This window comes from Nitrosomonas europaea, assembly GCF_900167395.1.
GTDB classification, from domain to species: Bacteria; Pseudomonadota; Gammaproteobacteria; order Burkholderiales; family Nitrosomonadaceae; genus Nitrosomonas; species Nitrosomonas europaea.
The window spans coordinates 14,389-33,118 of record NZ_FUWK01000020.1 but is presented as its reverse complement, the minus strand read 5'-3'; the positions used below and the strand labels follow the sequence as shown (position 1 = coordinate 33,118).

The 18,730-nt window shown below is 49.6% G+C and carries 17 protein-coding genes and 2 tRNA genes; 5 read left to right on the top strand and 14 right to left on the bottom strand.

Translation table 11 applies throughout. The features are described 5' to 3' along the window. From B5D58_RS07500 to B5D58_RS07475, 6 genes are all read right to left on the bottom strand, one after another. A complete protein-coding gene (locus tag B5D58_RS07500; RefSeq protein WP_011111755.1) occupies positions 1–615 on the bottom strand; it encodes a TIGR00645 family protein in 615 nt (204 codons plus the stop codon). Positions 616–902: 287 nt separating this feature from the next. Then, a complete protein-coding gene (gene folE2 / locus B5D58_RS07495; protein WP_011111754.1) occupies positions 903–1,709 on the bottom strand; it encodes a GTP cyclohydrolase FolE2 in 807 nt (268 codons plus the stop codon). 195 nt (positions 1,710–1,904) lie between these two features. Continuing rightward, on the bottom strand, positions 1,905–2,255 hold the full coding sequence (locus B5D58_RS07490; RefSeq protein ID WP_011111753.1) for a hypothetical protein: 351 nt from the start codon (positions 2,253–2,255) through the stop codon (positions 1,905–1,907). A gap of 48 nt (positions 2,256–2,303) precedes the next feature. After that, positions 2,304–4,148, bottom strand: coding sequence for a 1-deoxy-D-xylulose-5-phosphate synthase (dxs, locus tag B5D58_RS07485; RefSeq protein ID WP_011111752.1), 1,845 nt, complete (start codon positions 4,146–4,148; stop codon positions 2,304–2,306). A gap of 57 nt (positions 4,149–4,205) precedes the next feature. After that, positions 4,206–5,099, bottom strand: a complete 894-nt coding sequence (locus B5D58_RS07480; protein ID WP_011111751.1) for a polyprenyl synthetase family protein — start codon at positions 5,097–5,099, stop codon at positions 4,206–4,208. Continuing rightward, the gene (locus B5D58_RS07475) at positions 5,089–5,358 is read right to left on the bottom strand and encodes an exodeoxyribonuclease VII small subunit (RefSeq protein ID WP_011111750.1); all 270 of its coding nucleotides are present in this window, start codon (positions 5,356–5,358) and stop codon (positions 5,089–5,091) included. The genes B5D58_RS07480 and B5D58_RS07475 overlap by 11 nt, the downstream gene beginning before the upstream one ends. A gap of 171 nt (positions 5,359–5,529) precedes the next feature. Between B5D58_RS07475 and B5D58_RS07470 the strand changes: the two genes are divergently transcribed. Continuing rightward, positions 5,530–5,605: transfer RNA gene (locus B5D58_RS07470), tRNA-Asn, on the top strand. Positions 5,606–5,893: 288 nt separating this feature from the next. Beyond that, positions 5,894–6,079: a hypothetical protein gene (locus tag B5D58_RS14090; RefSeq protein WP_041356680.1), complete on the top strand. Its 186-nt coding sequence runs from the start codon at positions 5,894–5,896 to the stop codon at positions 6,077–6,079. 75 nt (positions 6,080–6,154) lie between these two features. Here B5D58_RS14090 and B5D58_RS07460 read toward each other — a convergent pair. The 8 genes from B5D58_RS07460 to B5D58_RS07425 form a co-directional block, all read right to left on the bottom strand. Further along, positions 6,155–6,231, bottom strand: a tRNA-Met gene (locus B5D58_RS07460). A gap of 146 nt (positions 6,232–6,377) precedes the next feature. Continuing rightward, positions 6,378–6,935: an NUDIX hydrolase gene (locus B5D58_RS07455; RefSeq protein WP_011111749.1), complete on the bottom strand. Its 558-nt coding sequence runs from the start codon at positions 6,933–6,935 to the stop codon at positions 6,378–6,380. A gap of 16 nt (positions 6,936–6,951) precedes the next feature. Then, positions 6,952–7,845: a DUF2914 domain-containing protein gene (locus B5D58_RS07450; protein WP_011111748.1), complete on the bottom strand. Its 894-nt coding sequence runs from the start codon at positions 7,843–7,845 to the stop codon at positions 6,952–6,954. A gap of 56 nt (positions 7,846–7,901) precedes the next feature. Beyond that, positions 7,902–8,201: a chaperone modulator CbpM gene (locus tag B5D58_RS07445; protein ID WP_011111747.1), complete on the bottom strand. Its 300-nt coding sequence runs from the start codon at positions 8,199–8,201 to the stop codon at positions 7,902–7,904. 1 nt (position 8,202) lies between these two features. Next, on the bottom strand, positions 8,203–9,147 hold the full coding sequence (locus B5D58_RS07440; protein WP_011111746.1) for a DnaJ C-terminal domain-containing protein: 945 nt from the start codon (positions 9,145–9,147) through the stop codon (positions 8,203–8,205). A gap of 47 nt (positions 9,148–9,194) precedes the next feature. Beyond that, entirely contained in the window at positions 9,195–10,895 is a 1,701-nt protein-coding gene (locus B5D58_RS07435) for a diguanylate cyclase (protein ID WP_234989033.1), read from the bottom strand. A 100-nt stretch (positions 10,896–10,995) separates the two neighbouring features. Beyond that, a complete protein-coding gene (locus tag B5D58_RS07430; RefSeq protein ID WP_011111744.1) occupies positions 10,996–11,973 on the bottom strand; it encodes an ABC transporter permease in 978 nt (325 codons plus the stop codon). Between the two features lie 17 nt (positions 11,974–11,990). Then, positions 11,991–14,204: an ABC transporter substrate-binding protein gene (locus tag B5D58_RS07425; RefSeq protein ID WP_050731301.1), complete on the bottom strand. Its 2,214-nt coding sequence runs from the start codon at positions 14,202–14,204 to the stop codon at positions 11,991–11,993. A gap of 162 nt (positions 14,205–14,366) precedes the next feature. Between B5D58_RS07425 and B5D58_RS07420 the strand changes: the two genes are divergently transcribed. From B5D58_RS07420 to ileS, 3 genes are all read left to right on the top strand, one after another. Next, a complete protein-coding gene (locus tag B5D58_RS07420; protein ID WP_011111742.1) occupies positions 14,367–14,798 on the top strand; it encodes a group III truncated hemoglobin in 432 nt (143 codons plus the stop codon). Between the two features lie 108 nt (positions 14,799–14,906). Beyond that, complete coding sequence (locus B5D58_RS07415) at positions 14,907–15,878, top strand: bifunctional riboflavin kinase/FAD synthetase (RefSeq protein WP_011111741.1); 972 nt, start codon at positions 14,907–14,909, stop codon at positions 15,876–15,878. 1 nt (position 15,879) lies between these two features. Beyond that, entirely contained in the window at positions 15,880–18,699 is a 2,820-nt protein-coding gene (ileS, locus tag B5D58_RS07410; RefSeq protein WP_011111740.1) for an isoleucine--tRNA ligase, read from the top strand. Positions 18,700–18,730: the final 31 nt, after the last annotated feature.

Here is an 18,730-nt window from a genome sequence, read left to right as displayed (position 1 = left end):
TCATTCATGCTCATCAGCATGATGGATGGTTCGCGAAATGATCCGGTCACAATAGGCAATTGCAAGTGCAGAAAGCAGAAATGCCAGATGAATGACTGTTTGCGCAATCAGTGTTTTCTCGTCGTAAGCAGTAGCATTGATAAATGTTTTCAGTAGATGGATCGATGAAATGCCGATGATGGCAGTTGCCAGCTTGACCTTCAATACTGAGGCATTGACATGTGACAGCCATTCCGGCTGATCGGGATGGCCTTCGAGATTCATGCGTGAGACGAAGGTTTCATATCCGCCGATGATCACCATGATGAGCAAGTTCGAAATCATGACCACATCGATCAAACCCAGTACTACCAGCATGATGGTGGTCTCAGTCAGCTTTCCACTACTTTCTGCACCTTTGACCGTCACCATCTCAAGGGTATGTTGTAAAGCGCTCTGATTACCAAAAACTGAACCAATCAAATCAACCAGTTCGACCCAGAAATGGTACACATAGACACACTGTGCCAATACCAGCCCGAGATACAAAGGTAACTGCAGCCAGCGGGAAAGAAACAGAAAATAAGCAATTGCAGGTATTCGTGCCGAAGAAATTTTGTTGTGATCTTGTTGCATGGCAGTTTATTGTCTGAATTCTGAAAAGCGTGAAAGGTTATCACGACAATGAGTAGGCACAAAGAAATCTGCAGTCTTATACAACTCGTTATGGCAGGGAAAAGGCGTGAGGTTGTAAAAGAGTAATTTGTATCAGTACGCTTAGTAAGCAGACAGTTATATGCGTTTTATCTGGAAAACAAAGACTCTGGGTTGACTGGCTTGTCGAATGTCAGAGAAATAACTCCGGGCAGGGCACATTGACCTTTGCCGTCCCGGAATTACTTCGTTTGATGAGGTAATTCTGCTTATCGTATTCTTTTGTCTCGTTCGATCAATGCGTAGGCAGAGTGGTTGTGTATGGATTCGAAATTTTCTGATTCAACGATATAGGCGTCTATACGGTCATCGTGGTTGAGTACTTCGGCCACATCGCGGACGATATCTTCGACAAATTTCGGATTGTTGTAAGCTCTTTCCGTAACATATTTTTCATCCGGGCGTTTCAGCAGGCCGTACAGTTCGCATGAGGCCTGCTCTTCCGCGATTCTGATGATGTCCTCGATCCAGATGAAACTATTGGTACGCACCGAAATCGTGACATGTGAACGCTGGTTGTGTGCACCGTAGTCGGATATTTTTTTGGAGCAGGGGCACAGGCTGGTAACAGGGACGATTACCTTCATGGTAAAACTATATTGATTGCCGTGTTTGATCTCACCGATAAATGTCACTTCGTAGTCCAGCAGGCTTTTTACACCCGAGACAGGTGCAGATTTATTGATGAAGTAAGGGAAGGCCATTTCGATATGTCCGGAATCCGATTCCAGTCTGCTGACCATGGAACGCAGGATTTCCTCGAACGATTCGACCGAAATCTCGCGCTCGTGACTGTTCAGTATCTCGACAAAGCGAGACATGTGGGTTCCCTTGAAGTTGTGGGGCAGATTGACGTACATATTGAATTGCGCCACGGTATGCTGGGAGCCACCGCCTTTATCTGCCACCACGACAGGATGCCGGATCGCTTTGATTCCTACTCTGTCGATGGCAATATGTCTTGTGTCCAACGAGCCTTGTACATCAGCAATGGGTAGATCGATCTGTTTGTTCATAAAAACTCCTTCCTGTAAAACTGATCCAGGATCAACGCCGGCTGATTGCCGTTTGAATACCCGCTCTATTCCGGGTAACGAGAGATCATTGAATCAGACAGTGAAAAACGACATTCGGTCAGTGTTGTCGTTTATCGCCTGAATTCAGCCGCGCCGCGAAGCGGTGTCGGCTTGAATGAATTGTTAGGCCGCGTACTAGAAGACCATCACATGGTCAACGAGATACTTGCCGCCTTGTTGCACCAAGATTAGCTCGGCTACGAACTCCCCCGGTTGCTTAGTGAACTGCTGACGCCAGACGATAGCCACAGAGTCGGGGCGCCTGAAAGCTGCCACAAATTCGCGTTTGGCAAAGAACCCTTTGGTGCTTTGATAGTGCTCGCAGATTGACTGAAGCGACTCTTCGGACAGAACACTTCTGGCCCGTTCCGTGAAGTCACGAGTATGACGCTCGTAGTCGATAGCCGTGGAAGCATCCATCAGGTTGTCCATGATGGGAGTCGCTACAGCCAAGATTTCTGCATCTGATTTTTGCGCAAGATCCACGATGGCCTCCCTAGCGGCCTAACGCTGCGATGTATGACATTAGTGACATTATAAAGAGAACCTTTCTTTTATCGACTGGATAATGCCGGCCTTATCCAGTCCGCAGTCGGATAGCATGTGTGCGGGATCACCCTGATCGATGAAGCTGTCTGGCAAGCCGAGTTGCAGCAGTCTGACGTTTTTATCCAGACTGGAAAGACTTTCCATGACTGCACTGCCAGCGCCTCCCATGATGGTGTTTTCTTCAATGGTAACCAGTAATTCATGTTCGGCAGCAAGGGTTGCAACCAGCTCTTGATCCAACGGTTTGACAAAACGCATATTTACTACCGTGGCATCTAGTTCATCTCCCGCTTCGAGACAGGGGGTCAGCATGCTGCCGAATGCCAGCAGTGCAATCTGCTTACCCTGTCGGCGGATTTCACCTTTACCCAGCGGGATGGTCTGCATTTCCTGCTGGATCTGTACACCGGGACCTGAGCCGCGTGGATAGCGAACGGCAGCAGGGGTATCGAGTTGGAAGGCAGTGTAGAGCATCTGACGGCACTCGTTTTCATCGGCGGGCGTCATGACCGTAATATTGGGAATGCAGCGCAGGTAACTCAGATCGAAACTGCCGGCATGTGTCGGTCCATCTGCACCCACCAGCCCGGCACGGTCGATTGCAAAAACAACCGGCAGATTCTGAATGGCAACATCGTGGATCAGCTGATCGTAAGCACGTTGCAGGAAGGTCGAGTAAATTGCCACGACCGGTTTCAATCCTTCGCAAGCTGCACCTGCGGCAAATGTCACGGCATGCTGCTCTGCGATCCCTACATCGAAATAGCGATCCGGGTACTCTTTCGAAAAACGAACGAGTCCGGAGCCTTCTCTCATGGCAGGAGTGATACCAATCAGACGTGAATCTTTTGCTGCCATGTCACATAACCAGTCACCGAATATCTGCGTGTAAGCCAGTTTGGCAGAAGGTTTCGATACAATACCCTGATCCGGTTGAAATTTTCCGACTCCATGGTAGAGAATCGGATCTTCTTCTGCCTGTTTATAACCCTTGCCTTTACGGGTGACGACATGTAGAAACTGCGGGCCATCGAGTTGCTTGATATTGTTCAGCGTGGTCAGCAAGATATCCAGATCGTGACCATCTATCGGACCGATGTAATTGAAGCCGAATTCTTCGAATAGTGTGCTGGGCGTTACCATACCTTTGACATGTTCTTCGGCTCGTTTTGCCAGCTCCAAAACAGGAGGAACCACACCCAGCATTTTCTCGCCTGCGCGTCTGGCAGTAGCATAGAAACGACCGGACATCAGTTTGGCCAGATAATTGTTGAGCGCCCCTACAGGAGGGGAAATGGACATATCATTATCGTTCAGAATAACCAGCAGATTGGCATCCATTACGCCGGCATTGTTCAGTGCTTCAAAAGCCATACCTGCACTCATTGCACCATCACCAATCACGGCAATTGCATGCTGCTTTACGCCTTTGAGCCGTGCGGCGACTGCCATGCCGAGTGCTGCACTTATGGAGGTGCTGGAATGTGCGGTGCCAAAAGCATCGTATTCGCTTTCATCCCGTCTGGGAAAGCCGGCAATTCCTCCCTGCATGCGCAGACGAGCCATTCCTGTACGCCGGCCAGTGAGGATTTTATGAGCATAAGTCTGATGTCCGACATCCCAGATCAGACGATCAAAGGGTGTATCAAACACATAGTGCAGTGCAATGGTCAGTTCGACCGTCCCGAGATTAGAAGATAAATGCCCGCCTGTGCCTGCCACGGATTCAACCAGAAAATTACGTAATTCATCCGCTAACTGCGGCAGTTGATTGCGTTTCAGTGTACGTAGCTGTGCGGGTATCTCAATGCGATCAAGTAATGGATACATGCAGATTTAAAAGATGTGTAGCTTAAAATGAACGACTTACAGGTTGGCAGCGTAAGATCAAAACTCACGCTGTACAATGAAATCAGTGACCTGCTGCAAACGCAGGGCCTCGGATCCAAACTGATTCAATACCCCGGTGGCCTCCTGCCGGAGCTCGTGGGCAAGTTCTCGTGCTTGTTTGATGCCCAGTATACTAACATAGGTGGGTTTATTGTTTTCTGCATCCTTTCCAGCTGTTTTACCCAGCGCGGCAGTGGTGGCTTCTGTATCGAGGATGTCATCTATTACCTGGAACGCAAGCCCCATGCATTTGGCAAAATGATCCAGCAGCTTGAATTGTGTCTCATCCAGTCTGTTGCCACAGCGGGCGCCCAGTATGACTGCAGCCCGAATCAGCGCGCCGGTCTTGTGAATATGCATAAATTCGAGTTCCGGCAGGCTCAGTGTTTTACCTACGCTGTCCAGATCTATTGCCTGTCCGCCCGCCATACCTCGGGATCCGGCTGCAAATGCAAGATGTCGAACCATTTCGAGTTGGACATGTGGGTCTTCAGTCAGATTAGTTTCCGTCAATAACTGAAAAGCCAGGCTTTGCAGGCTGTCACCCACCAGCAGGGCGGTAGGTTCATCATATCTGACATGGCAGGTTGGTTTGCCGCGTCGCAGTGTATCGTTATCCATGCAGGGCAGATCATCATGTACCAGGGAGTAGACATGAATCAGTTCCACTGCCGCACCGGCAATGGTGGCGTGTGTTTTATCTGCGCCACTCAATTCTCCGGCCGCAAACGACAGCAGCGGTCGTACCCGTTTACCTCCGCCCAGCACGGAATATCGCATTGCATCATGCAAACGTGCCGGAGCACAATTGGTCTCCGGAAGATGTTTTTCCAGACAGGTTTCAACCAGAGCAAGCTGTTCGCTTGCCCATGACTGGAAATCAGGATGCATCGTGCTCAGCAGGTGAGAAGTGTTTCAGCATATCCGCCTCAAGTATTTTTATCTGTTGTTGCGAATTTTTCAGTATATTTTGGCAGTATTGTAACAATTCCACCCCGCGTTTGTACGCAGAAAGCGCATCTTCCAGAGACATTTGCCCGGTTTCCATGCCGGCTACGATCTGTTCCAGTTCGGCCGTGGCTGTTTCAAAATTTTCCGGTGGCGGATGTAATGCTGTTTCTTCTTTGTTCGATGATGATTTTTTTCTCATGCAGACAGGATTCTTTCCAGTGATAAAAAAGGCAGTTTTATCTGTGTTATTTAAAAAAACAATCTGATCTGGCTGACGATATCATTGATTCCGTAACTGGCTACGAGAAAAGTTGACCGGCACAGCATAAAAGTCTAACATACCGCGCTTGTAGCAGTTACCACAACATATTCCCCGATAGCTCAGTCGGTAGAGCGACGGACTGTTAATCCGCAGGTCCCAGGTTCGAGCCCTGGTCGGGGAGCCAATAAATCAGATATTTACATCTGGTTCTGCCATTCCGGTATTTCCGCAGTTCTCTATTTTGTCGGGATGATTTTCCTGATTTCTTTTATCTGAACGACTGCATTGTATTTCTAAAAGTATGTAGATTCGGTCAGCCCGACAATATGGACTTTTTCATACTCCGTTTCCATGGTGAATACACTGCCTCGGGCAAGGAAGAAGTTGAAGCACTGCGAATTTCTCCCGGCGGGGAAGAAATCAGCACTGTGGCAGCAGACCTGCTTGGAAATCTGATTGGTAGATTGTACTCATGCTTGAAAAGATAGGGTTGCTGAATCTGAATACGCCAGATCTGCATGGTAGCTTTGCTGGAATGTTTGGCGGAGGCAGTAAGGCTAGTGATGATGATTCTTCACTGCAGCAACAAGCCAAAGTGGTAACTGGATCAGTCAGCAGAAATATGACTGGTGGGAAGATTCGAAATTTTGCCGGATAGAAACAGGATAACTGACTTCATCCCATAAATCTGAATTCTTACCGGGGAACTACATGGAACTTTGCAAAGATAAGCTGGTTGCGGGGGCAGGATTTGAACCTACGACCTTCGGGTTATGAGCCCGACGAGCTGCCAGACTGCTCCACCCCGCGACTGAGCCAAACATTATAAGGAAAATACTGTTTTAAGTCAAATGGTAAATTTCTGCATCGCTATCGGCAACACAAAAAATTCAAGCTTTTTCTGAAAAATGCTGTGGAAGGGACAGCATCCAATCACAAGAAAGGTTATCGGTAATTCATTCATTCGAATTACTACCTGCCTGAGGTTTATTGATGATGCCAAGGTGAAAGGCGGGTTGTCCATGATGTCGCTCTTCCATATAACGTTTCAAGGGATCATGTATTACACGGAAAGCAATGTCATTCCAGGGGATTTCCTGTTCTCCAAAAAGCCTGACTTCCAGACTTTCGATTCCCGGAAAGAAATCGAGATCCAGTAATTTTGCCCGGAACAACATGTAGACCTGACTGATATGTGGCAGGCTGTAAACCGCGTAGAGTTCACGAATTTCCACTCTGGCATTCGCTTCTTCCAGCGTTTCTCTTGCTGCACCTTGTACCAGCGTTTCATTGTTTTCCATGAACCCCGCAGGCAATGTCCATTTGCCCCGATAAGGTGCAATAGCACGTTTACACAATAGAACTTTGTTTTCCCATTCAGGGATGCAGCCGACGATCACTTTGGGATTCTGGTAATGGATAGTGTGGCATTTCGGACATATATACCGGGGTAGTGTGTCACCTTCCGGGATACGTAAAATAACTTCGCCGCCACATTGACTGCAAAATTTCATACCTTGAAAGGTCAGATTAACGAGTCACTCTGAATTTGAATTCAGCCAGCAGGTTTCCTGCCTGATCCGAGGCAGTGACATGCCACGGACCCAGCCTGTTCCGGTTGAGCACCTTGCTGGAATAGGTGCGCCAGTCATTATTACCGACCGGTAGAACGATTCTGGCAATGGACTGATCCCGATAGTACCAGTTGATCAATATTTTCTCGCCTCTGAATTTGTTCAGATGCAGAAAAAGGAAAATCGGTCTGCTCGATTTGCTACCCAGCGAAATCTGATTGATATTATCGACCGGTTGTCGTTGCCGGATATTCGAAGTCAATTGTGCTTTGATCAGGCCGGAAGAATGATTGCTTCCTTGTGAGACGTTTTTCGTTTTTGCCTGAGGAATAGTGATGTCCGGTTTGATTCCAGGTTTGACCGGAGGGGCCGATGCAGATGGAGCAGCTCGTTGTGGCTGTGGATCAGGCGCTTGCACGGCCTGATCAGATCCAATATCTCCATCAGGTACATTCCCGATTGCCGGATTGTTTTCAGACGGTTGATCTGACGAGAATCCGACAGATGGCAGCAATGGTACCGGTTCAGTGGAGGGTGTTTCAGAACTGGCAGGGGACACAGCTGATAATGATATTTCCGTGGAACTCGTTTCGAGTTTCTCATCATCAGACAACCAATCTGCAGCGATCCAGATACTGGTTATCAGTACAAACAACAGTACCAGTCCTGCGCCGATGATCCTTGGCCAGTTATATTCATATACCGGAGGGAGCGGGGGAAATACGGACTCCTCCGGCAATTCCGGTAAATTTTGTTCAATCTTCGGATGATCAGCTGATTGATCCAGGTGGATACGAATTTTTAACTGTGTCTGGTTCATAATGATCGCCGGTTTGGAATTGACTGTCATTCATCCTGCCGTTCGATATTTCCGGAGCAGGTTTCAAATGGAAATTCGTTTAAAAATCAATACAAGTTTATTTTAGCAAGCAGTGCATTCCGCTCTTCCAGCAGCTCCAGTACTAATGCAGCACCAGAAAGATTGACGTCCAGATCTCGTTGCAGATGTCTCACGACCAGTACACGCCGCAAAGCAACTCCACTGAAGAACCAGTCTTCCGGCCGGGTTCCAGCGGGTTCGAAAATACCTTCATTTACCAGCGCCATGATCCATTCAACCTCGACGTTGCAAATCTGGCAAAGTTCAGAAAGTGAGAGTGCCTCACTTTCTTCGATGACAATGCCATGCAAGATGTCGTAGTCCATTTTATCGGATACTCATTCCGGCACGAGGATTGAATGCGAGCTTCTGTTCCATTTCGCGATAAAACGCACGTGCCTGTTCACTATCGGCAGCAGGCAGCACGATCTGTAAAACGACGTATAAATCCCCGGAGGGTGTGCCTGGAATACCGCGTTCTTTCAGGCGCAGTTTTTGTCCCGACCGGGAGCCGGCAGGGATTTTGAGATCCACTGTTCCTGCCGGAGTAGGGATCGCGACTGTGGCACCCAATGCAGCTTCCCAAGGGGCTACGGGCAGATCCAGGAAAATATCCTTACCTTCCACTCTGAATAGAGGATGTGGCTTGAATACGATTTCAAGGTAAAGATCACCGGCTTTGCCTCCTCCGGTTCCGGGACTTCCCTGGCCGGCTAGCCGGATATGCTGTCCTTGCTGAATGCCTTTGGGTATCCGGACTTTCAATGTGCGTTCTTTGATCAGAGGTCGTCCATCCTGACCGGATTCCGTATGTTGCAAGGTCAAACTGCGGATGCCTCCTTGAAAAGAATCCTCCAGGGCTATCGAAATTCGTGCGTGGGAATCTTCTCCATGCAAATTGAACTCCCGATCACGATAACGGTGGCTTTGCTGGTTTCGTCCGAATAATGATTCAAAAAAACTGCTGAATTGAGAAGCAGCCTCAGTGAATCCACCACCATGAAATTCAAATCCCTGATCCCATCCTGGTGGAGGCTGAAATTCCTGTCCACTTTTCCAGCGAGTTCCCAGTCGGTCGTAAGCCGTTCGCTTCTCTGGATCCTTGAGTACTTCATAGGCTTCGCCGATTTCCTTGAAACGGGCCTCAGCCTCTGGCTCCTTGCTGACATCGGGATGGTATTTGCGTGCCAGCTTGCGATAAGCACGTTTGATGTCATCCTGAGTCGCATCTCGCGGGACACCAATGGTCTGATAGTAATCCTTATATTCCATTTTGTTGTATCCGGATAGAGTAAGTCACGCTGGAATCGGTGGTGGCCTCATGGATCAGTGTGCGCTACATCAACGCAGTACACCCGGTTGCGTCCCCGTTTCTTGGCTTCATACAGTGCCACATCTGCGCGTGCAATCAGATCACCCGGGGTGGTATCGTCATGATGGCTCTGGGTAATACCAATACTCAGGGTGATTTGGATCGGATGTTCTTCGAGTGCAGAGCAGGCAGCACTTACTTCGGAGCGGATCCGCTCTGCTGTTTTGATTGCAGCACTGGAGTTGGTTTCGGTCAGGATGGCCATGAATTCGTCACCACCGTAGCGTGCAGCGTAATCTATCGTTCTGATCGATTTCAGCAGGGCAGAAGCTACCGTGATCAGAATCTTATCGCCTGTGATATGGCCAAGTTTATCATTTATGGTTTTGAAATGATCCACGTCGATCATCAGCAGGCAGAAGGTACGATCGTTGCGTTTGAATCTGGCAAGCTGTTCGATCAGGATGGTATTGAGTTTTGCCCGGTTGTACAGGCTCGTCAAACCATCCGTGATCGAAAGTTTCTGCAGAAGCTGATTTTGCTGCTGCATGGCCTGATTGACGGCCATGATCTCCGTATGTTTGTTACGCAGGGCGTCAGTCATCTGATTAAAGATGGTCGTCAGTTGCCCGACTTCATCCTTACGTTTGACCGGCAGATAAATATCCAGATTTCCCTCTACAATTCCCCTGACTGCACTGATCAACTGTTTCAGAGGGGTGACGATAGAATGCCCCATATACAAAGCCACCAGAGTTACGATGACGATCAGAATTGCGACGAATTCAAGAAAACGGTTACGTAATTTCATCCATGAAGCTTGTATGGCACTTTGATCCTGTTCCACCAGAATCGTTACCGGAACGTTCTCCGATGCATACAGCAGGCCGATTGCTTTGGGGTAAGACAATCCATCATGTGTGATCGATTCTTCAAGTATCTGCATCGATTCCAGATAATGTGGATTCGGTACTGCCAGATGATCGATGCCAGAGGCACTGCTCAGTAATACTCTGCTATTCTGGTCCAGCAGGGTGATTTCGCCCGATGAAAATTTTCTGGTTTCCATCAGCTTATTTCTGAATATTCCCAAGTCCAGCGTAGCTGCGATAGCGCCGATGAGCTGACTGTCATAGGAGAGGACCGGATAAATGACACTGAACGCCGCGGTATCGTAACGATCGTTCCAGTGAGGGGTAATGGCAATGGATCCTCTGGTAAGAGATGCATGCGTCCAGCGCTCGGGAGATTCGAGCACCTCAGGGGTACTGGCGCTGCTTGCCACGATTTTCCGGGTACTGTCGAAAACGGTCAGCTCCAGTACGTCATCCAGTTTGTCTCGTACCGCAGTCAAGTAACCGGACATAACGGATTGTGTCTGTTTCGCCGTATTTTCATGCGTATTGTCCGTCTGCTTTTTCAGGATAGTCAGTCCTTCGATGACAGGGTTGGATGTCGATAATGCGCGGATGGTAAGTGTGTTCTCATCCATCCAGAGATTGAGCTGGCGGTTGACGTTATCCGCAAGTACGCGTAATTCGCGGGTAACACTATCGATGATCAGTGCTTCGTTCTGCTTGAATGACAACAAACCGAGACCGGCCGTGGGCAGCAGGGTGGCAATCACGGCAAAAATCACGATCTTGCTTTTTATACTGTACAGAACCGGTTTCAAAACAGGCCAGACCTCGAATGAAGCGATGAACAATCCATATCGTCCGAATGTTCGATCACAGAATGATGCACTTGAGCAAGGAGCAGTATCTGATTTTGCTCGGGAAAGGCAGGCTGGTTGCAGAAACGGATGATCATTCCAGTCGCACTCTCGGATCTGCCAAGGTGTAGGAAATATCGGTCAGCACCAGCCCGGCGATATACAGCAACGAACCCAGAAATACCATGGCACGTACCACCGAAAAATCCTGTGATTGAATGGCATCGATGGTATAACTGCCCAGTCCTGGAATGCCAAAGAACGATTCGGTAATCAGTCCGCCGAGAAACAGCAGCGGAATGACGACGACGGTGCCGGTCAGTATGGGAATCATCGCGTTCTTGAGTACATGTCTGAACAGTACTACGCTTTCCGCCAATCCTTTGGCTCGGGCCGTGCGCACATATTCCTTGTTGATCTCTTCCAGAAAAAGGGTGCGGTACCAGCGTGTGTTGGCGCCGGCACTGCTGACCACACCGATAATGACCGGAAGCAGCAGAAACCGGCCGATATCCAGTCCGTTGCCGTAGCCGGAGATGGGAACCAGATGCCACAACTTACTGATCAGGAACTGGCCGCCGATAATATAAAACAGGCTGGAAATGGACATGAGCATCACGCACAGGATGACACCCCAGAAATCGACGTAGGTGGCGCGAAAGAAAATCATCACCAGAGCAAACGTGATATAGGTCAGCAGACCCAGCAGAAATACGGGTAATGCAATCGCCAGGCTGGGCCACATGCGTGACTGGATCTCGTAAGCAATATCACGGCCGTCATCGGCACGACCAAAATCGAATGCAAACATCGAGACTGATTTTTCAAAAAAAATAGTATCAGTAAATTTTTCGAACCCGTGAGCTGCCTCGTTATAGAGCAGAGGTTTGTTGTAGCCGTGCTCTTCTTTCCATTTCCAGATGGCCTCTTCCGTGACGTGTTTCGTGCCAAGATGCATGCGTGCCATATCATCAGGGGTATTGACCACAAAGAAGAGTGCAAATGTGATGAGATTGACACCGATGAGAATCGGAAGTGCGTAAAGTATCCGGCGGATGATGTAATTTAGCATAAATGCATAAAATTGGATCAGGTTGCCTGTTCAGTAATACTCTGCTGTTGCTGTTTGCGGCGATATGCAACCCATGCCGGCAAGAGAATGATGACCAGCAGGGCCGTACCCGCGCCGATCGGCCATAGTACGGGTTTATTCCATTCGTTTCGTTTCTGATCGCGTAACGCAGGATCGATCCGATAATATTTGAGCGTGTTATACGCCATTCTGTTGGGTTTCACATTCTGATACCAGGCATGGTACAAGGCAAATTCCTTCGGGTGGTAGCCCCACAGCCAGGGGGCATCTTCCCGCAGAATGGTGATCATTCTGTCGATGATCCGTACACGCTGCGGGCCGTGTTCCATGTCTTTCATCTGTTCGAACAGGTGGTTGTATTCGGCGTTGTCATAGTTCGCTGCGTTTTCGCCACTGTTGCCCACTTTGCGTTGTGGGCCATATAACAGAAACAGAAAATTCTCCGGGTCAGGATAATCCGCGTTCCAGCCCCATTCAAAAATCTGTGCATTTCCCTTGCGTATCTTGTCCTGGAAGCGGTTGTAGTCAGTGCTGCGCACGACCAGCTGGATATTGAGTTTGCGGAATTGCATTCGCATCCAGTCGAGGATGGATCTATCGTCTGCGCTGCGTGCAGTGACATCGTAATACAGCACCAGCGGTTTACCGGTCTTGCGACTGATACCATCAGGATAGCCTGCTTCAGCGAGTAATGCCTGCGCCTGTTTGATCGACTTGCGCCGGATTTCGCCGTTATGCCATTCATAAACGATCGGATTCATCCCTTCCTTGCCTTCATGATAGCCCTCGATTCCGGGAGGGATCGGGCCTTGTGCAGCAATACCGCGCTCGTTTGCAAATATGGACAGGTATTCCTCGTAATTTACGGCAATGGAAATAGCCTGGCGCAGCTTGCGTGCTGCAGCCTTTTCCGCTTCGGTGCGGCCACCCACTACCGGATCGAGCATATTGAACCCCATGTAATATGTCGATGGAGCGACAGCCGTTCCAAGGCGAATACCTTGTGCCTCCATTTCGTCGGTGATCGTGGCCTCACCCTGACCGGTTATCTGTACCGCCTGATCGAAACTGTCCGAGCCAATGATGGATGCATCGTAGTATCCCTGCAGGAATTTATTCCAGTAAGGGATACTTTCCCTTTCACGGCTGTACACGATTTTATCGATGAATGGCAACGGTTTCCCGGCATCACGCAGCAGGCCTTTTTGTATATCTTCCGGCATGCCCTCATCCGGGTAATATTCCCCCTGAAAATTGGGGTTGCGCTCCAGCACCATGATCCGGTTCGGGTTATTTTCGGCCAGCATGTACGGACCGGTTCCCACCGGATACCAGTCGAGTGAGAAATTTTTCTCGGCCATACCGGGTTGTGAGAAGAAATGATCTGCTTCCCATGGAATCGGTGCAAAAAATGCCATGGTCAGCCAGTAGATAAACTGAGGATATTTTCCTTTTATTCGGATGCGATAGGTGTAATCATCCACTCGCTCCACACCTGTCAGAGGAAAGTCGCGCAAATCCAGAAAGCTGTTTCCAGGTCGGGTCCTGGCTTGATCTCTCAGGGTATTCGCATATTCGCGCAGTCCTGTAATGTAATCCGCCATCAAACCGAATATCGGTGAGTGCAGCCCGGGGTGGGCAAGTCGTTTGATCTGGTAGATATAGTCGTCGGCTACCAGTTCACGGGTACCTGTATGTTCAAAGTCACTGATTTTGTGGATGGGCTGTATATCTTGTACGGTTAGTTCATGATAGCGCAGGTTGTCTTTTTCATCTCTGGCGAAGGCCGGATGAGGCTGGTAGAAAATACCGGGCCTGATCGAAATTTCATAAACAGAGTAGGCAATACGGGTATCTGCTGAATTGGCGGGTAGCCGGGTATCGTTGCTGTCGAAGTAGCTTACCGTGGGCATCCTGCTGGCAGTTTGCGGAATCAGGGTAAGAGGACGTTTCAGGAAGTGATATTGCAGCGGTGGTTGATAGATCTGAGAAGTGAGCTGAATTTCATTCGAACTGTATGATTGCACCGGATCGAGATGTTTTGGGCGTTCAGCAAAAACATTATAAAGAATATTTTTACCGGAATCCGCGGCCGGATAAGGATTATTCCAGATATCGGTACAACCGGACAATATCAGGCTCAGTAACAACAGGCCGGTCGATACAAGAGAGTAGCCTGCACAGATAACCTGTAACCGGATTTTTTTCATGAGTGATCGACTGGTTTTGAACAACATTCAGACCTTATGCAAAGAGACTCGAAGGAGTATTGCAAATATGAGAAAATTGATGTTGCAAACAGCTGGATTATGACTTGAGTCATTCCGGTACACATACACTTTAACCCATACGGATATATTTAATACAGAGCCATGATACCCCGTCCCATACCTGAACCCAGTCCCGATCTGTACACCGAGGAAGAAGTTTCAAAACTGGTACATGAATTTTATGCCAAAGCGAGAAAAGATGCCGCATTAGGTCCTATTTTCGAAGAACATGTGATCGACTGGGATGCGCATTTCGTACAAATGACCAATTTCTGGTCAGCCCAATTGCGTGGTACCAGCCGTTTTCGTGGTGCCCCCATGCCTAAACACATTGCCCTGCCGGAACTGAATGAAACACTTTTCAAGCGCTGGTTGCAGCTTTTCCGGCAAACGACGCTCGAACTGGGCAACCCGCTACTGAAGCAACATGCAGATACCGTCGCAGAATTTATTGCCGGACGCCTCTGGATGGGCTATCAGATGAGCCATTTCCCGCATCGTGAACCGGCTGATCTCAATACTTCCGAAGTATAAAAAGCAATGGATCCACGCTACCTGCAGTCATGCGCGAGTCATCGGTCGTCATGAGGCAGGTCTGCGGCCGGATTATATTTCCGGCTGGCTGATGCCTGGTTCGATAGTATGCGTATAACCCGACGGTCGGTGATCTATAGGGGAGAGCCTGTTGCTCTGACCATAGGCAATTTTGACGGTGTGCATCTTGGCCATCAGGCAATGATCGCCCGCCTGAAGCGGGTTGCCGGTCGTTTGGGAATTGCATCATGTGTCATGACGTTTGAACCGCATCCGCGAGAGCGTCTGATGCCCGAGCAGGCTCCGGCGCGGTTGACGGATTTGCGTGAGAAACTGGAACTGCTGGCGGGTTATGGCGTGAGTCGTACGCAGATCTGTCGTTTCGACCATGAATTTGCCGGAATCAGTGCGGAATCGTTCATCACACGTATTCTGCTGCAGGAAATGAATGTCCGCTGGCTGCTGATAGGAGAGGATTTTCGTTTTGGTGCCCGGCGTTCGGGAGATCTTACCTTGCTGAGAAAGTTCTTTTCGGAGCCAGATGAGCTGGAGGTCATGTCCCCCGTTACTGTGGATGAATTGAGGGTATCAAGTACAGCAGTGCGCGATGCCCTGGCATCGGGCAACCTCGATCTGGCTGCAGACTTCCTGGGGCGCCCTTACAGCATCAGCGGGCGGGTGGTGGATGGCATCAAACTGGGCAAAAAACTGGGTTTTCCGACGGCCAACATATGGTTGAAGCATCATCATCTTCCACTAAGCGGTATTTTCGTGGTGGAAGCAAACTGGTGTAATGATTCAGGCCATACACGGCGAATCCGGGGAGTAGCCAGTGTGGGTGTCCGGCCAACCGTTTTCGAACACGCACAACCGCTGCTGGAAGTACATTTGTTTGATTTTGATGAACAGATCTATGGACAGCATTTGCGAGTCGATTTTTTACAAAAACTCAGAGATGAAGAAAAATTTCCTGATATGGAAACACTCGTAAAACAAATAGAACAGGACGTGGATCGCGCCAAAGCCTATTTTTCCCGAACAGATGCTGCCATGCATCAAACGATCTGCCTGGATTGCTGAAATGACGATCGATTACAAGAAAACACTCAATCTGCTGGATACATCTTTCCCCATGCGAGGGGATCTGGCTCGGCGCGAACCCGCCATGCTCAAAGCCTGGCAGGAAAGAAATCTTTACCGGAAAATCCGTGCAATCAGCCAGGGACGGCCGAAGTTCATTCTGCATGATGGCCCGCCCTATGCCAATGGTGACATTCATATCGGCCATGCCGTCAATAAAATCCTCAAGGACATCATCATCAAGAGTAAAACGCTGTCGGGCTTTGATGCACCGTATGTTCCGGGCTGGGATTGTCATGGTCTGCCAATCGAGCATCAGATTGAAAAAAAATATGGCAAGCACCTGCCGGCTGATCAGGTGCGCAAACTGTGCCGGGCCTTTGCGCAGGAACAGATAGATCGACAGAAGGCTGATTTCATGCGGCTGGGAGTCCTGGGTGACTGGGAGCACCCCTATCTCACGATGAATTATGCGATCGAGGCAGGTATCATCCGTGCACTCGGGAAAATTTTTCGCAATGGCCACCTTTATCAGGGACAGAAACCGGTCAACTGGTGTATCGACTGTGGCTCGGCCTTAGCGGAAGCCGAGGTGGAATATGAAAACAAGCGCTCGCCCGCGATCGATGTCGGGTTTGAAATAATCGGGCGAAAGGATGTCTGTCATCCGCTTGCCGGCGTCATGGCAGCAGAAATTCCGGCGGGTACCCGTATTTTTGCCGTGATCTGGACGACGACGCCGTGGACGCTCCCGGCCAATCAGGCGGTATGTGTGCATCCCGAGTTCGATTACAGTCTGGTCAGCACTTCCCGCGGCTGGTTGCTGTTGGCTTCCGAGCTGACGAATGCCTGTCTTGCCCGTTACCAGCTCGAAGGGCGGGTAGTAGCGACTTGCAAAGGCCTGGCACTGGAAGGGCTATCCTTGCAACATCCTTTTGCCGATCGTATCGTCAAAGTGATCTGCGGACGACATGTGACACTGGAGGCGGGTACTGGCCTCGTCCATACCGCACCGGCTCACGGGCTGGATGATTACTTCATTGGTCAGCAGTATGGCCTGCCCAGTGACAGCCCGGTCAAAGGCGACGGTAAATTCTCAGAACAGATTTCACTGGTCGGGGGAATGTTCGTGTGGAAGGCCAATGATGTTGTGATCGATACCTTGCGCAGTAGTGGACATCTGCTGCATGCCGAAGAGATCGAGCATAGCTACCCTCATTGCTGGCGACATAAAACCCCGATCATTTTTCGCGCAACACCCCAATGGTTCATTGGCATGCAGCGGCAGACTGCTGAATCACAATCTTTCGGGGAATCGCTGCGGGATCTCGCTCTTCGTGCGGTGGAGCTTACGCGCTTTTATCCGGCGTGGGGCAGGGCGCGGCTGGAAGCCATGATCGGAAACCGGCCTGACTGGTGTATTTCACGCCAGCGTAACTGGGGTGTTCCAATGACTTTTTTTATCCATAAGGAAGCCCATACACTGCATCCGCGTACACCTGAGCTGTTGGAGAAGGTGGCCGGCCTGGTCGAACAACAGGGGATCGAGGCATGGTTCAGCCTCGATGCGACCGAATTGTTGGGAGAGGAAGCACAGCATTACCAGAAACTGACGGATACGCTCGATGTCTGGTTTGATTCCGGTACCACTCATGAGACCGTATTGAAGCAGAACATACAGTTGCGGCATCCGGCCGATCTTTATCTGGAAGGTTCCGATCAGCATCGTGGCTGGTTCCAGTCATCACTGCTGACGGGGTGTGCGATCGATGGGTGTGCGCCTTATACCGCTTTGCTCACACATGGTTTCGTGGTAGACGGGCAGGGCTACAAAATGAGCAAATCGAAGGGTAACGTCATCGCCCCGCAGAAAATTGCCGATACACTCGGTGCCGATATTTTGCGGCTCTGGGTAGCTTCTACGGATTATTCCGGTGAATTGTCCATCTCCGATGAAATTCTCAAGCGTACAGTCGAAACCTACCGGCGTATTCGCAATACCTTGCGCTTTCTGCTGGCTAATCTGGCAGATTTCAATCTTGCTGCGGATGCATTACCACCGGCAGAATGGGTGGAAATCGATCGCTACATGCTCGCTTATACAGCAGCATTACAAAATGATCTGCTTGGGTTTTACGAGCGTTACGAGTTTCATCAGGCAGTTGCCCGGTTGCACCATTTCTGTTCCGAAGATCTGGGCGGGTTCTATCTGGATATTCTCAAGGATCGCCTTTATACCTCAATGGCAAATGGAATTCCGCGGCGTTCGGCTCAGAATGCGCTCTATCATATCGTGCACAGTCTGGTACGTCTGTTTGCACCCGTGCTGAGCTTTACCGCAGAAGAAGTCTGGCAGGAGCTGGGTGAATCAGCAGAAGACAGCGTATTTCTGCATACCTGGCATTGCTTTCCCGATCAATCAGAAATACTGTCCGATGCACAGATATTGATACCGCGCTGGCAGCGGCTGCGTGAACTGCGTGCCAGGGTGCTGAAACAGCTCGAAGATGCGCGTATCCAGGGTGAAATCGGCTCTTCACTGGCTGCCATCGTTGAAATCCATGCAGCGGGTGAAGATTTCGCATTGCTCGACTCACTGGGAGATGATCTCCGGTTCGTACTGATTACGTCCGAGGTTCATTTGCAGCGTGTGGATGATGCGGCTGGGGAAGTTATCCGGGTGACAGCCAGTCCGCATATGAAATGTGAACGTTGCTGGCATTATCGGCAGGATGTGGGGTCAGTTCCCGAACATTCTTCGTTGTGCAGCCGTTGTGTAAGCAATTTGGCAGGTTCCGGTGAATATCGTCGTTTTGCCTGATTACCCGGGAACACTCATCGAAAAAATATAG